This is a genomic window from Bradyrhizobium algeriense (assembly GCF_036924595.1).
Taxonomy (GTDB): Bacteria; Pseudomonadota; Alphaproteobacteria; order Rhizobiales; family Xanthobacteraceae; genus Bradyrhizobium; species Bradyrhizobium algeriense.
Genome location: NZ_JAZHRV010000001.1, coordinates 5,472,571 through 5,486,956, shown reverse-complemented (window position 1 = coordinate 5,486,956; position 14,386 = coordinate 5,472,571). Strand labels below are relative to the sequence as shown.

The 14,386-nt window shown below is 61.9% G+C and carries 15 protein-coding genes and 1 pseudogene; 8 read left to right on the top strand and 8 right to left on the bottom strand.

Annotation, left to right across the window (positions count from 1 at the left end; genetic code table 11):
* Positions 1–127 precede the first annotated feature (127 nt).
* The 3 genes from V1286_RS26555 to V1286_RS26545 all read left to right on the top strand — a co-directional run bounded on the left by V1286_RS26555 (position 128) and on the right by V1286_RS26545 (position 3,429).
* Positions 128–1,054 carry an SMP-30/gluconolactonase/LRE family protein gene (locus V1286_RS26555; protein WP_334484578.1) on the top strand — a complete coding sequence of 309 codons (927 nt, stop codon included), beginning with the start codon at positions 128–130 and terminating at the stop codon, positions 1,052–1,054.
* A gap of 113 nt (positions 1,055–1,167) precedes the next feature.
* On the top strand, positions 1,168–1,761 hold the full coding sequence (locus V1286_RS26550) for a GNAT family N-acetyltransferase (protein WP_334484576.1): 594 nt from the start codon (positions 1,168–1,170) through the stop codon (positions 1,759–1,761).
* Between the two features lie 24 nt (positions 1,762–1,785).
* A complete protein-coding gene (locus V1286_RS26545; protein ID WP_334484573.1) occupies positions 1,786–3,429 on the top strand; it encodes a GMC family oxidoreductase in 1,644 nt (547 codons plus the stop codon).
* 218 nt (positions 3,430–3,647) lie between these two features.
* Here the strand turns inward: V1286_RS26545 and V1286_RS26540 are convergent, their stop codons facing one another.
* From V1286_RS26540 to V1286_RS26525, 4 genes are all read right to left on the bottom strand, one after another.
* On the bottom strand, positions 3,648–4,040 hold the full coding sequence (locus V1286_RS26540; protein WP_334373500.1) for a RidA family protein: 393 nt from the start codon (positions 4,038–4,040) through the stop codon (positions 3,648–3,650).
* Positions 4,030–5,163: a DSD1 family PLP-dependent enzyme gene (locus V1286_RS26535; RefSeq protein ID WP_334484570.1), complete on the bottom strand. Its 1,134-nt coding sequence runs from the start codon at positions 5,161–5,163 to the stop codon at positions 4,030–4,032. The genes V1286_RS26540 and V1286_RS26535 overlap by 11 nt, the downstream gene beginning before the upstream one ends.
* Before the next feature lie 2 nt (positions 5,164–5,165).
* Positions 5,166–6,056 carry a tripartite tricarboxylate transporter substrate-binding protein gene (locus tag V1286_RS26530; RefSeq protein WP_334484567.1) on the bottom strand — a complete coding sequence of 297 codons (891 nt, stop codon included), beginning with the start codon at positions 6,054–6,056 and terminating at the stop codon, positions 5,166–5,168.
* 80 nt (positions 6,057–6,136) lie between these two features.
* A complete protein-coding gene (locus V1286_RS26525) occupies positions 6,137–6,766 on the bottom strand; it encodes an HAD-IA family hydrolase (protein ID WP_334443971.1) in 630 nt (209 codons plus the stop codon).
* 70 nt (positions 6,767–6,836) lie between these two features.
* On the opposite strand from V1286_RS26525, the gene V1286_RS26520 reads away from it, so the two are divergent.
* The 3 genes and pseudogenes from V1286_RS26520 to V1286_RS26510 all read left to right on the top strand — a co-directional run bounded on the left by V1286_RS26520 (position 6,837) and on the right by V1286_RS26510 (position 8,876).
* Positions 6,837–7,748, top strand: a complete 912-nt coding sequence (locus tag V1286_RS26520) for a LysR family transcriptional regulator (RefSeq protein WP_334484563.1) — start codon at positions 6,837–6,839, stop codon at positions 7,746–7,748.
* Positions 7,749–7,880: 132 nt separating this feature from the next.
* A pseudogene (locus V1286_RS26515) lies at positions 7,881–8,153 on the top strand (HU family DNA-binding protein); the annotation flags it as partial.
* 363 nt (positions 8,154–8,516) lie between these two features.
* The gene (locus V1286_RS26510; protein ID WP_334484560.1) at positions 8,517–8,876 is read left to right on the top strand and encodes a hypothetical protein; all 360 of its coding nucleotides are present in this window, start codon (positions 8,517–8,519) and stop codon (positions 8,874–8,876) included.
* Between the two features lie 89 nt (positions 8,877–8,965).
* Here the strand turns inward: V1286_RS26510 and V1286_RS26505 are convergent, their stop codons facing one another.
* From V1286_RS26505 to V1286_RS26490, 4 genes are all read right to left on the bottom strand, one after another.
* Positions 8,966–9,460 (bottom strand): septal ring lytic transglycosylase RlpA family protein, encoded by a 495-nt coding sequence (locus V1286_RS26505; protein ID WP_334484557.1) that lies wholly within the window; start codon positions 9,458–9,460, stop codon positions 8,966–8,968.
* A 392-nt stretch (positions 9,461–9,852) separates the two neighbouring features.
* Positions 9,853–10,839 (bottom strand): PDR/VanB family oxidoreductase, encoded by a 987-nt coding sequence (locus tag V1286_RS26500; protein ID WP_334484554.1) that lies wholly within the window; start codon positions 10,837–10,839, stop codon positions 9,853–9,855.
* Between the two features lie 9 nt (positions 10,840–10,848).
* The gene (locus V1286_RS26495; protein ID WP_334484551.1) at positions 10,849–11,601 is read right to left on the bottom strand and encodes a GntR family transcriptional regulator; all 753 of its coding nucleotides are present in this window, start codon (positions 11,599–11,601) and stop codon (positions 10,849–10,851) included.
* Between the two features lie 4 nt (positions 11,602–11,605).
* Entirely contained in the window at positions 11,606–12,655 is a 1,050-nt protein-coding gene (locus V1286_RS26490) for an aromatic ring-hydroxylating dioxygenase subunit alpha (protein WP_334484548.1), read from the bottom strand.
* Positions 12,656–12,763: 108 nt separating this feature from the next.
* Between V1286_RS26490 and V1286_RS26485 the strand changes: the two genes are divergently transcribed.
* Positions 12,764–13,336, top strand: coding sequence for a MarR family winged helix-turn-helix transcriptional regulator (locus tag V1286_RS26485; RefSeq protein WP_334484545.1), 573 nt, complete (start codon positions 12,764–12,766; stop codon positions 13,334–13,336).
* A gap of 16 nt (positions 13,337–13,352) precedes the next feature.
* Positions 13,353–14,282, top strand: a complete 930-nt coding sequence (locus V1286_RS26480) for a Bug family tripartite tricarboxylate transporter substrate binding protein (protein ID WP_334484542.1) — start codon at positions 13,353–13,355, stop codon at positions 14,280–14,282.
* Positions 14,283–14,386: the final 104 nt, after the last annotated feature.

Here is a 14,386-nt window from a genome sequence, read left to right as displayed (position 1 = left end):
CGCCGCGGGATTGCCCGCGGTTGCTTGGCAAGCGATATCGACTTTGCCATAACATGACGCAACGAATTGTTGCGCGTGCGGGATCGAGCCTGAAGTCCGCCTGCAGCCAAGCCAGCTGGGAGGATTCATGGCCGATATCCGCGTTCTCGCCACCGATCTGGAGTTTCCGGAAGGCCCGGTCGTCATGCCCGACGGCTCCGTCGTGCTGGTCGAAATCCGCGGCAAGCGGCTGACGCGGGTTTATCCCGACGGACGGAAAGAGGTGGTTGCGCAGATTCCCGGCGGCCCGAATGGCGCAGCGCTCGGGCCCGACGGCAAGATGTACATCTGCAACAATGGCGGCTTCAGCTGGATTCCCACCGGCAAGATGATCATGCCGGGGCCGCAGCCCGAGGACTATCTCGGCGGCTCGATCCAGCGGGTCGATCTGCAGAGCGGCAAGGTCGAGACTGTCGTCGACAAATGCGGCGAGCACGCGCTGCGCGGCCCCAACGACCTCGTGTTCGACAAGCACGGCGGGCTGTGGTTCTCCGATCTCGGCAAGCGCCGCGCCCGCGAGATGGATGTCGGCGCGTTCTACTATCTCAAGCCGGGCATGAAGGAGATCGTCGAGGCCGTGCACGGCGTACTGCCCGCCAACGGCATCGGCCTGTCGCCGGACGAGAAGACGGTCTACATCGCGGAGACCCCGACCGCGCGGTTGTGGGCCTATGAAATTGCCGAGCCCGGCACCATCAAGCCGCGCGACGTGATCTATCGCGGCGAGCGCGGCAAGCCGATCGCGGGGCTCGGCGGCTACCAGATGTTCGATTCGATGGCGGTGGAGGCGAACGGAAATGTCTGCGTGGCAACGCTGGTGTCGGGCTGCATCTCGGTGATCGCGCCTGACGGCACCCTGGTGGAGCAGGTGCCGACCGGCGACCGTGTCACCACCAATATCGCCTTCGGCGGGCCTGATCTGAAGACGGCCTACATCACGCTCTCGGGCAAGGGCGAACTGATCGAGATGGACTGGGCGCGGCCTGGACTGCCGCTGAATTTTTTGAATAAGTGAACCATCCACGTCATTGCGAGCGCAGCGAAGCAATCCATAGCGCCACAAGGGGATAGATGGATTGCTTCGTCGCTGCGCTCCTCGCAATGACGCGGTTGCTAGCGGAGAATTAAATGGCTTTTCTTGAACCTGTTACCCTGCAAGGCGCGCACGCCCGGCTCGAGCCGTTGTCCCACGATCATGCCGACGGGCTCGTGGAAGCGGTGAGCGACGGCGAACTGTGGAAGCTCTGGTACACCGCCATCCCGACCGCCGAAAACATGAAAAAGGAAATCGACCGCCGCCTCGGCCTCTTCGCGGCGGGCTCGATGCTGCCGTTCACGGTCTACGACGCCGAAGGCAAGGTCGCGGGCATGACGACCTATATGAACGTCGATGCCGCCAACCGCCGCGTCGAGATCGGCTCGACCTGGTACGCCAAGCGTGTGCAGCGCAGCGCGCTCAATACGCAGTGCAAATTGCTGCTGCTGACGCATGCCTTCGAGCAGCTCAACTGCATTGCGGTAGAGTTCCGCACGCATTTCTTCAATCACCAGAGCCGCCGGGGCATCGAGCGTCTGGGCGCCAAGCAGGACGGTATCCTGAGAAGCCACCAGATCGCGCCGAACGGCACGTTGCGTGACACCGTGGTTTACAGCATCATCGCCAGCGAATGGCCGACGGTGAAGGCGCATCTCACCTATCAACTCAACGAAAAGACGCGGTGAACAGGCCGCGCTAGAAACGATACGATGGAAACGTTCGATTACGTGATTATCGGCGCGGGCTCAGCAGGCAGCGTGCTCGCCAACCGGCTTAGCGAAGATTCTACGGCCCGCGTCTGCGTACTGGAGGCGGGGCCGAGCGACTGGCATCCCTACATCCACCTGCCGGCCGGCTTCATCAAGACGTTCCACATGAAGAGCGTCAACTGGGGCTACAGCCAAGAGCCGGGGCCGTGGACCGGCGGCCGCAGCATCTATGCGCCGCGCGGCAAGACGCTGGGAGGATCGTCCTCGATCAACGGCCACATCTACAACCGCGGCCAGCGCCAGGATTTCGACACCTGGGCGCAGCTCGGCAACCGCGGCTGGGGCTATCCGGACATACTGCCCTATTTCAAGCGGCTGGAGCGGCGCGTCGGCGAATGCGACGAAACCTATCGCGGGCGCGACGGCAGTCTTACCGTCACCACCATGGACTGGCAGGATCCGCTGTGCGAGGCCTTCATGGAAGGCGCTATGAGCCTCGGGATTCCGCGCAACCCCGATTACAACGGCGCGATCCAGGAGGGCGTGTCCTACTGCCAGCGCACCATCGAGAAGGGCCTGCGCATGAGCGCGGCCAAGGCGTTCCTGCATCCGGCGCGGAAGCGCGGCAATGTCGATGTGCGCACCCATGCGCATGTCACCAACCTCATCTTCGAGGGCAAGCGCGCGGTCGGCGTGCGCTATCTCAAGGGCGGCAAGGGCGGCGTGCCCGTCGAAGTGCGCGCCAGCAAGGAAGTCATTCTTTCCGGCGGCACCTACAACTCGCCGCAGGTGCTGCAATTGTCCGGCGTCGGTTCGCCGGAATTGCTGCAATCGCATGGCATCGAGGTCCGTCACGCGCTGCCGGGCGTCGGCGAAGGCCTGCAGGATCACTACGCGCCGCGTTCGGTCGCGCGGGTCAAGAACATTAGGACCATCAATGAACTCAGGCGCGGCGTGAGCCTGTGGGTCGAGGCGCTGAAATGGGCGACGACACGGCGCGGCCTGCTCTCGCTGTCGCCGACCATGGTCTATTGCTTCTGGCACTCCGGCGAGACCACCGAAAGCTCCGACCTGCAGCTCACCTTTACACCGGCGAGCTACAAGGAAGGCGTGCAAGGCCAGCTCGAGGATGAGCCCGGCATGACGGTGGCCTCATGGCAGCAGCGCCCCGAGAGCCGCGGCTATGTCCGCATCCGCTCCGCCGATCCATTCGCGCCGCCGATCATCCAGACCAATTACCTGGTCGAGGAGATCGATCGCCGCGTCGTCGTCGCCGGCATGAAGCTGGCGCGCCGTCTGCTCGCGTCCAAGCCGCTCGCGCCCTATTACGCCTATGAAGATTTTCCGGGACCGAAGGTGCAGAGCGACGACGAATTCCTCGCCGCCGCTACCGAGCGCGGCACTACCACATTCCATCCCGGCTGCACCTGCCGCATGGGACCGGCGGACGCCAAATGGGCCGTAGTCGACGACCAGTTGCGCGTCCACGGGCTGCAGGGACTGCGCGTCGTCGACGCCTCGATCATGCCGCGCATGATCTCGGCCAATCTCAACGCCTCGACGCTGATGATTGCCGACAAGGCCTCCGACATGATCCGCGGCAAGGCCGCGCTGGAGGCCGTAAGGTTTCCGGTGCAGGCCTAGGCCGTGATGAGATTAGGTACTGGATACGAGAGTTGAGACGCCTAAGCAGAAGTTAGTCCGGCCAGCCGGCGCAAGGATCAAAAAGAGTCTTACGTTGCGTCCGTATTGGGGCAATCGCGTTCTGTCGGAACGGACGCTTCTGGCGCAAAGCGGACAGGCCTCGCGTATGGTTCCTCGCTAAAAATCCGGTAATGTCATTCGGCGCGCTGATCTCGCTTTTATTGCGCTATGCCCGCCACTGCTTCGATCTCGACACGAAAGCCGTAGTGCAACGTCGGGACGGGAACGACCGCGCGGGCCGGTCGGACGGCGCCGATCCATTCGGAATAGATGCTGTCGAAGACCGGCCAGTCATTGATGTCCGTGACGTAGACGCGAACATGAATGAGCTTGTCGACAGCGCTGTTTGCCGCCTCCAAGGCCGTCGCGAGATTGGCCAATGCTTGACGCACTTGGGTCTGAAAGTCCTTGTCAGCAAGCCTCGCACCATTGGCGGAGATCGGCAATTGTCCAGACACAAAAACAAAAGCACCAGCTCTCACAGCATGACTGTAGTGCCCACCGGGAGCCGCCATTCCGTGAGGTTCCAGGTAGTCAATGTCACCAGCCATTAAACCTCCGCCATGTTTCAATGCCGTTGTCCGTGGCGACGTGATATTCGGAGAATTGCGCTCCGGTTGCACAGGCGTGATTCGGGAGTATTCGAAGTCGTGTGCCAATCGGGAAGCGATTTTCAAGAGAGATGAGACGTCCGTTCGTCGCGGCGAGGATCCCATGTTCCTGATTTGCCGCGATCATGACCAAGTCTCCCTTGAGCGGGTGCCCCGCCAAGTCGCATGCGATCCCGTATCCGTAATCATGGCGCTGACGAGCAGTGCCGCGGTCTCGGCTCATCGCCATCCATCCGGCATCGACGATGATCCAGCCTTTTTCCGACTGATGGCCGACCACGGTCGTCAGCACAGAAAGTGCAATATCGTCGATCGCGCAGACGCCGACATTCGTCATGAACAGGTCGAAGAACACATACACGCCGCATCGCACTTCCGTAACGCCGTCCAGGGCACGGGCGGACAGTGCTGTCGGGGTCGATCCGACGCTCACTATCGGGCAGGGAAGGCCGGCAGCGCGAAGCCGTTCGGCCGCGCGTACGCTCAAGGCACGCTCCTGCTCCGCCAAGTGCTCCAAGGCCTCGGGATCGTCGAGTTCATAGGAATTTCCGGCATGAGTCAGCACGCCGCAAAGTGTGGCGCCACCGGTGTGAAGAATGCGACCGATCTCGATGAGACGCTCATCCTCGGGGCCCACACCTGAGCGGTGCCCGTCAGTGTCGACTTCGATCAGGACTTCGAAAGGATCGCGACGCGACTGCGCCTCGACGACGGCTTGCGCGGCCTCGACCGAGTCGACCAGAATTCTGAGACGGCAACCCTGATCACGCAGTCCCTGGGCCCGGCTGAGCCTGTGCGGAGCGATGCAGACCGCGTAGAGAATATCGTCGTAGCCCGCGGCAAAAAACTCCTCAGCCTCGCGGAGAGTCGAGACTGTGATGCCGTTCGCGCCTGCGGCGCGCTGCCTGTCGGCAACTGCGACGCATTTGGTCGTCTTGACGTGGGGACGGAAACTGACGCCCAAGGCGTTCATCCGGTCCTGCATGCGGCCGATGTTACGCTGCGTGCGCGCGACGTCGATGACGGCAGCGGGCGTTTCGATATCCGAGAGAGATGTGGTCATGCTTAGTCCAGATATTCGCCCTTGGCGCGCAGCACTGGTACGTCGTGCTCCAGCCCTTGAGCGATCAGCGCGCTGACGGCACCGGGCTCGAGATCCGCTCCCCGTGGCAGTTCGACACCAACCGCCGTCATTTGCCGCGTCACATCCGGGTCGGCGAGTGCTGCGCGCAAGGCGTCATTTAATTTCTGACGCACCGGCGCGGGCGTTCCTTTCCGCACGAAGATCGCGTTCCAGGAGCGGAGGTTCACGCCCGGATAGCCGGCCGCTGCCGCAGTGGATACTTGAGGCGCCTGCGGCGGGGGCTGATCACTCAGCGCTGCGATTGCCTTGATCGTTCCGCCGAGCACTTGGGGTAGCGCGGTGGTGGTCTGGTCGCACATGAAGTCGACGTGACCACCCATGAGATCGTTCATCGCTGGGGCAACGCCCCGATATGGAACATGGGTGATGTTCAGTTTCAGGTTCGACAGCAGCAGAACGCAGGCATAATGCGAAATCGATCCGACGCCGGCGCTGCCATAGGTGAGTTTCTCGCGGTTGGCACGGGCATAGGTGACGAAGTCCTGTAGATTGGACGCCGGAAAGCCCAACTTCGCGACAAGAAGCGTTGAGGCCATCCCAGCGAGGCCCACAGGCTCGAAGTCGGCGACTGGGTCGTAAGGGAGGCGCTTGAAGAGCGCGACATTCGCGACATGTGTGCCGATGGTGCCAAAGCCGAGCGAGTATCCATCCGCAGGCGCCTTTAGCAACTTGGTCAGGCCGATGGTGCCGCTGGCGCCGCCGATATTTTCCACGACGATGGATTGCTTCAAGTGGGCCGCCATGGCCTGAGCCACCGCCCGGCCAAGCGCATCGCTCGGGCCACCGGCGGGAAACGGAACGATCAGCGTCAATTGCTTCTCGGGAAACCCCTGAGCCGTTGCCGCAGAGATGTTCAATCCGACCGCGAGCAAGGTCGCCAACATGCGAGATATCACGAAAAGTCCTCCAGCCATGGAATGAGGTCATCGAGGTTCGCAGACTCTTTCTCGGCTACCGGTGCGCCATCGGGACGCGCCAGGCCCACGCGATTGTGCCAGTAGGTGCGCAGTCCGACGGCTGAGGTGCCGATGAGGTCGTAGCCGGAGCCCGCGACAAACGCAGCGTCCGCGGCCGACACGCCCAGCATGTCCAGGGCCAGACGATAGGGGCGGGGATCGGGCTTATAGAAGCCGGCCTCCTCCGCGGTGATCACGACATCCCATTGCGTGCGCAGGCGGGCGGCGGCCATTCGTCCAAGGCGCGTCGAGCAATTGGTGACGACTGCCAGGCGCGTTCGTCCAGCCAACCGGTCGAGCGCAGCCTGCGCGCCGCTCCAGACCGGGAGGGACTGCCAATTTGCTTCGAGGGCGTCTGCCACCGACGGAGCGAGACCGGTGGTGCGCGCAGCCTGGCGGACCAGATCCTCATACGGGACATAACTCCCGCAACCATATGTCAGGCGGAGATACTCGGCCCTCCAGGTTCGGCCCGATGCTTCGGATCCGGCGGAGGCATTCCAGACGCTCCAGGAATCGAGGAGCGCGGTGAGAAGGTCGAAAAGAACGGCGCGTGGCATGGTCATGCCAAACCTCTATCATCCCGGTGATCAGTTGTGTTTAAGTAGGATTATCTCTTCCCTTCAGGAAAATTGAATGATCGCGCTTGAGGATTTGCGGTTTGTGGTGGCCCTGAGCCGAACCGGCTCGCTAAGCGCGGCGGCTAGGGCGCTCGATGTCACGCCGCCGGCTCTTTCCATGCGATTGAAGAAGCTGGAGGCTGTTCTCGGGGTCAACCTTGTCGTTCGCAACTCCCGAGGGCTGTGCTTCACGCCGGAAGGCGAACAACTTGTCCATGAAGCCCAGTCGCTGTTGGCGCGTGTCGATGGGCTGGCGGACAGTCTCAGCGGTGGCGTATTTGCCGGCCCCCTGCGGGTTGTCGCGCCGTTTGGTTTCGGCAGGATCCATGTCGCGCCCGTCATGGCGGCATTCATTCGCGACCACCCGCAAGTGCGTGCGACGTTGGATCTTTCCGAAGCGCCCTGGAACAGCAATGTCGACGCTGACGTCGTCATCCATATTGGAACTGTCCGGGATTCCTCGTGGGTTGCTCATCTTCTTGCCCGCAACGCGCGCTGGGTATGCGCCAGTCCCAGCTATCTTCGACGATGCGGAACGCCGTCACACCCTCGAGAGCTGGCGCAGCATGCCTGTCTCTCCGTTCGCGAAAACGAAGAGGACGTGACGCTGTGGCGCTACAAAAACGGCCACACATCATCCCGGCGATCAGAGGCGCTTCGAATAAGTCCGGCACTCACGAGCAACAATGGCGAGGTTGTTCGCGAGTGGGCCGTCGCGGGGTTGGGCGTCGCACTCAGGTCCGAATGGGACGTAGCACCATCCGTCAAACGTGGCGAACTGCGTCGGCTGTTTGTTGAATATGAGTTCGAAGGCGCCGACATTCTGGCTTTGGTGCCAACGCGTCGCGGGGTCTCAGCTCGTGTTTCGCATTTTGTTGAAAGCCTGAAAACCCGCTTTCAACCGAAGCCGCCTTGGCGAAGTGTTTGACAGCGTGACCATCCGCTACTCGGACTGCGCTCGAAGCCGCCTTGTTAACGGCAGCTCGGTCCGTTTTAAGCAGAGTGCCCCCGGTAGCTCATGCGCTTTAGCCTGTTCTGAGCCTCCACAAAGGAATCCATTGTGGCCAAGATGACCAAGAATCAGTTGATTGATGCAATTGCAGAGGGAACGCAGGTTTCCAAAGGAGACGTAAAGGCCGTCATCGAGCAGATGGCGACTGTGGGCTATAAGGAACTGAATGAATCCGGCGAGTTCGTCATTCCTGGCTTCGTCAAAATGTCGGTCGTGAACAAGCCTGCTACTGAAGCCCGCAGCGGTGTGAATCCTTTCACGAAAGAGCCTATGGAGTTCGCGGCCAAGCCAGCCAGCAAGTCGGTCAAGGCGTCACCGTTGCTAAAGACGCGGTTTGAACCGGGCGGATCGGTTGGGGCATATCCGTTCGCCGGAACTGTGGTAACTTCGATCACACCCTGGACAGGCACCTCCACCCGCACACTATGCGCCCCGAGACGGAATCTCTAGAGGGCCTAGGGGCGCGCAGTCTCGCAAAGGCCATGCGGTGTAATGCCCGCGTGGCTTTTTGTCTTTATGTGGCTTTTTGTCTTTATTGTCTGACCGCAAAGATAGAAATCCCCGGGGTGAACGGTCGCTTCCGGCGCAGAGCGCTCGTATCGCAAGCGGACCGGAAGCAGCTGTGCTGCAATGTGCACTCAGATTTGAATCGCCTCTCAACAGTCGGCCGTCTATGGTGCGCTGATGTCGCGCCTCGTGTTTCCATTGATTGCTATCACCCTATCGCTGCTGCCGGTCGTCGCGCCGGCTGCGCCGGCTCACAAGCGGCCAGCGCCACGCTGGCATGGATACGGCTTCCTGCCGGGCTATCAGCAGCCACCGAATAACAGCCTTCCAGCTTACGCCCGGAAGGCTTCGGCTTCGCGCATGGCGCGCCGCAACCAGCGCCCCTGGTATATCGATCCAACCCCAAGTTATTACGGGTACGATGGCGACTGGCACTATTTCGGCCGGCCTGGCTTTTACGGCGGTCGCTACAATGGCGGCAGCTTCGGCCCTTGCTGGACGCGGACGCCGATCGGGCCGATCTGGAATTGCGGCTAAGCTGTTGAAGACCGCGTGCGCCATCCGATTGCAGAGCGGACATTCGCCGAAACTCTCATGTCTTGCTCTGCTTCTTTCACGTGCGATGTTCAGCCAACCGGTCCGGGAACCCAATAGTCGCCGGAAAGCGGCCTGACTATTACGCTATAAATTACCCCGAGCTGCAGGCTCGGATCGAAATAGCGCATCGCTCGCTCATTGAGGTCAATGATGCGGCCAGGCGTTAGTGGGCCCACGTCATTTATCTTGACGATGACCTTCTTGCCTACAGCCTCAACGAGGGCATACTTCGGCCTCGTGCCATATCGGACCCCGCCAAATTTCTGGCGCAAGCTCGTCTTGATGGCAGCCGTCCAAACAGAGGGATCATAGCGCTCGCCGGAGGCTGTGTTCGGACCACCCTCCCGCCATCCGGGCCGGAACGGATTGTACGTGGATGCAGCGCCAACGATCGCATCCCCAGAAGCGGCATCGACGACGGCGCTTGAATGAACTGCAACGATTTCACTTCGAGCAACGGTAACAGAAAAGGCAAGCGCAAGTACGGCGCCGCAAATTGCGGCGCGCGAGCGAAGCAACATCATAACTCCTTGATTGATTTTCTAGAACGCTGGGTTCCCGATGCCGCAAAAAAATGGTCAAGCGAACGCGGATGCGTTGACTAACTCGCGCCAGTTATTTGCGGATTCGTTCCAATATTGGCAGTGGAACCGTTGTGGGAACCAGTGTGGTCCTCGCACAGGTATTCTTAGTTCTCATCGACTAAGACAGAGATTGCGTCAGCAACATGACAACAGAATCTATTGACCAGGGCTGAGTAGGAGTAAGCGTCTGACCGATGACCGCGCGGATCGTCGATGCATCGGTCGAATTTCACGCCTTCTCCTGGAGATAAGCGAGCTGACGCAACCACGCGGCTTGGATAGGGATTCGACTTCGGCTCAGTGACCGCTTCTGGAGCACGGCGCGCGTTCGCTTAACGATGCGCCGCTTCCGGCCGGTACAGCGTGTCGATGGTGACGACGCCGATCGCGCGCGACACGCAGGGGCAGATCTTGCGATTGTCGTGCTTCTGCTGATCGCTGAAGAACACGTCGCGGTGATCGATCTCGCCGTCGACGGAAACGACGTCGACGGCGCAGACGCCGCATTCGCCGCGCTGGCAGTCTGAGATCACCTCAAAACCGGCGCCGTTCAGTGCGTCCAGCATCGAGCTGTTCTGTGGCACCACGAGTTCGGTGTCGGTGCCCTTCAGCCGCACGCGGAATTCGGCCGTCGGCTTCAGGCCGCTGGAGCCGAAGGTTTCATAGCGCAGATCGGCCGGCGCGCGTCCCGCGTCATTCCAGGCGCGCCGCGCCGCTTCCAGCATCCGCATCGGCCCGCACATGATGGCGATGGCATCATCCGGCAAGGCGCGGAAGGTGGCATCGAGGTCGAGCCGGGCGCCTTCATCGGAGGCGTGCACGATCAAGCGATCGCCGAGCAGCGCCGTCAGTTCGTCGAGGAAGGCGGCATCGCCGCGCGATTTGACGGCGTAGTGCAGGGGAGCGTCGATATTCCTGCGGCGCAGCGCGGCGGCGATACCTGTTATCGGGGTGATGCCGATGCCGCCGGCGATCAGGCAATAGTTCTTCCTCGTCCAGTCGATTTCGAGCAGGGATGCTGGATTTGAAGTCTCGATCCGCGCGCCCGGCGTCAGGCTCCACATGCCGCGCGAGCCGCCGTGGCTGTCCGGCGCCCGGCGCACCGCAATGCGATAGGTGTTGGGATCGCTGTTCTCCACCAGCGAATAAGATCGCCGCGCGGGCTGTCCGTCGATCAGCACGCTGACGCCGATATGGCTGCCGGCCGGGTAGGGCGGCACGCGGCCGTTCTCGGGGCGCAGTCTGAATTCGCGGATCGTGGGCGTCACGTCGCGCACAGCTTCGACCGTGCACCAGCTCCATTGCTCGGCAAAACGCATCGGCGATCCCTATTCGGCTGACGATTTGAGCAAGGCGAGCGCCGGCATCAGTTCGAGATGCGTGCGGTTTCGGATCGCGAGCCGCAAATTGCGCGCGGCGAGGCGCGAATGCTCGCGCATCACGGCCTCGGCCCGCGCGCCCTCGCGGTTCTCGATCGCGTCCACCACGATGCGGTGGTGATCCTGCCCGAGCAGCAGGATCTGATGCGCTTCCGGCAACGCCGACTGCGCCATCACAAAAGCGCTTGGGGAGGCGAACGGCAGCGCGGAGACGCGGTCGATCTCGCGGATCAGCGGCGCGCTTGCGGATAGTTCGTTGAGCAGCGCGTGAAAGCGCGCGTTCATGGTGACATAGGCGGAAAACGCTTCGACCGAAATCGGGTCCTGACGAACCAGTTGGTCGAGATCGCCTAGGCATTCCTTCAACGGCTCGAGGCTGCGCGCGCTGACGCCGCGCTCGGCCGCAAAGCGGGCCGCGAGGCCCTCCAGCGTGCCGCGCAGCTCGATCGAGTCCAAAATGTCGCGCTCGGTGAACGCCTTCACCATGAATCCGCCGGACGGGATCGCCTGCAGCAGGCCTTCGTCCTCCAGCCGCACCAGCGCCAGCCGCACCGGCGTCCGCGAGACGCCCGTGATATCGACCGCCTGCAGCTCGGAGATGCGCTCGCCCGAGCGCAGCCGCCCGGACAGGATCATATCGCGCAGCGCGAGTTGCGCGCGCACGGTCTGCGAGACGGAGCGCTCGGCGTCGCGTTCGCTCATGACCTCACTCCGCGGCTTGCACGCTTTGCGGTCCGGTTTCGCGCGCGACCATGCGGTCGATCACGCGCCGCGCCCACATCGCGCCGGCATCGATATTGAGGTTGTAAAAGGTGCGGTCCGGATTTTCGTCCATCGCGCGCTGCTGCGCTTCGAGGATGATTTCATCCTCGTGGAAGATGCCGGCAACGCCCTCGCGGATTTCGGTGGTCAGCTTCTGCTCGGTGGTCCGGTAATTGCGGACGAAGGCCCAGAAATAGTGACAGGTAGTCTCGGTCTCCGGCGTCATGGTGTTGAGCACAAAGCCATTGACGCCCTGCGAGCGGTCGCCCTCCGGCGCGCCGGTGCCCGCGGGTGCCACGCCGACGTCGATATTGACGGTGCCGGGTGCCTGGAAGTTGATGATCTGCCAGCGGTCGACCGCGCCCGGCTTCTGCAACTGCGCGGCCCAGAAGGGCGGCGCATCGATGCCCTTCATCCAGCGCGTCACGGTTACGGTCTTGTCGCCATGGGTGACGTCGAAGGGGGCTTCGGCGACGTGATCGTTGCCGATACTGGAGCCGTGCACGAAAGCCTCGTGGGTCAGGTCCATCAAATTGTCGACCACGAGGCGGTAGTCGCACTTCACATGAATGGTCTTGCCGTCGCCGGCCCAGGCCGGATCGTCATTCCAGTGCATGTCGGGCACCAGCGCGGGGTCGGCCAGCGCCGGATCGCCCATCCACAGCCAGATGAAACGATGTCGTTCCACGACGGGATAGGCGCGCACGCAGGCGGAAGGATTGATGGTTTCCTGCGAGGGCATGTAGGTGCAGCGGCCCTGCGCATTGTATTTCAGCCCGTGATAGCCGCAGACGACCGTGTCGCCGTCGAGCCGCCCCTTCGACAGCGGCACCAGCCGGTGCCAGCAGGCATCCTCCAGCGCGCAGGCCCGCCCGTCGGACTGGCGGTACATCACGACATGCTTGCCGCAGATCGTGCGCGGAAACAGCGCGTGCTTGAGATCAACATCCCAGGCGGCGGCGTACCAGGCATTGAGCGGGAACGAGGATGGCATGGCTTGGCTCCGTGCTTGAATTCCATATGTATACACAATCTGGCAGTGCTCCGCAAATTTCCTGCATATAAGGTATTTAGGAACCTTAAAGGTATACATCTATTGAGATTGACTACCCATGTGATTTGTATTCTTATTATTAGAATTCTTATTATTTGGGGCTCTGAGCTTGTCATGTCGAAGCTTCACCTCAATTCCGGTGGTGTCCTCCCTTCCCACCGCGTGCCGGCGCATCTGGCGCGCCGCTTCAATCAAATTTGCCTCGGCGTGACCGCCGAAATTCTCAGCGCCGAAGGTTTGACACCGCTGCTCTGGGGCGTTCTCGCGGCGATCCTGGAGGAGCCCGGGAGAGGCCAGAAACAGGTGGCGCAACGCATGGGGGTAGACGCGGTCAATTTCGGGCAGATGGTCGAGGAGCTGGAAGACAAGGGCCTGATCGAGCGAAAGGTCGATCCCGACGACCGGCGCGCGCGCCAGCTCTATGTCACGGAACGAGGGGCCTCGCTGCGCCGCCGCTTGCGCCCGGCTGCGCTTGCCGCTCAGGAACGTCTGCTCGCTCCGCTCGATCCGGACGAGCGGATCGCACTGCTCGACATGCTTGTGCGCATCATTGAAGCAAACGACTCCTATGCCCGTCCCGGAAACGGTCGACGCAAGCCGCAGCGCAAATCCAGCCAGTGAACGATGGGAGGTAGCCGTGACGTTCTTGCAGATATCTGGTTCATGGGCTGCTCGTAGCCCGACCCTTGAAAAATTCGCCCGGCTGCGCGCGCTCGCGGGTCTTGCGGCTTTCGTCATGGCTCTTGCTGCGCCGATCTCCGCGCGCGCGGATTGGCCCGAGCGGCAGGTCAAGATGGTCGTGACGTTTCCGCCCGGAAGTGCCAACGATGCGGCGGCCCGGATTTTCGCCGATGCGCTTGGCAAGAAATGGGGTAAGCCGGTCGTCGTCGAGGATCGGCCCGGCGCCGAGGGCACGATCGGCGTCGGTTCGTTCGTGGCAAGCCAGGATGATCATACGCTGTTGTATACCGTGGCCGGCTCGATCACAGTTGCGCCGATGCTGGTCGAGAAGCTGCCATACGACGTCAACCGTGATCTGGTGCCGATCTCCGCAACCACGGCGATCGCCTTGACGCTCACTGTCAGCAACCAGCTATCCGTCAACAGCATCCCGGAGCTGATCGAGGCGTTGCGGGCGAGCCCCGAAAAATATGCCTGGAATTCGGGCCCGACCCTGCCGCGATTTGTATTTTCGGCATTCCTGAAGCAACACGATCTGAAGATGAGCTTTGTCAGTTATCGCGACGCCTCCCAGCCCCAGGCTGATCTGGGGGAAGGTCGCATCCAGGCACTTCTGACCTCATTGACCGCGTCATCCTCGCCCGTTCAAGCCGGAAAGGCGCGCTTTCTCGCGTCGTCAACCCGACCCGCGCCGCCACGCTGCCCGATGTCAAGACCGCGCGCGAACTCGGATATCCTGAGCTTGAAATCGAGGGGCTGGCGGGCATCTTCGGTAGCAAGATCATGCCGGAGGCCGTGCGAAGCCGAATTGCCGCCGACGTTGCCGCCGTCTGTCGCGATACAGATGTTCGCGGTAAACTGGAGGCAGGTGGGCACATTGTGTTGAGCGGCACGACCGAGGAACTGAAATCGGGGATCGAAAAGCAGCGATCAGCGATGAACGAACTGGCCAAGGTAATCGATATCCGGAATCCGCAATAATTCAGCGAC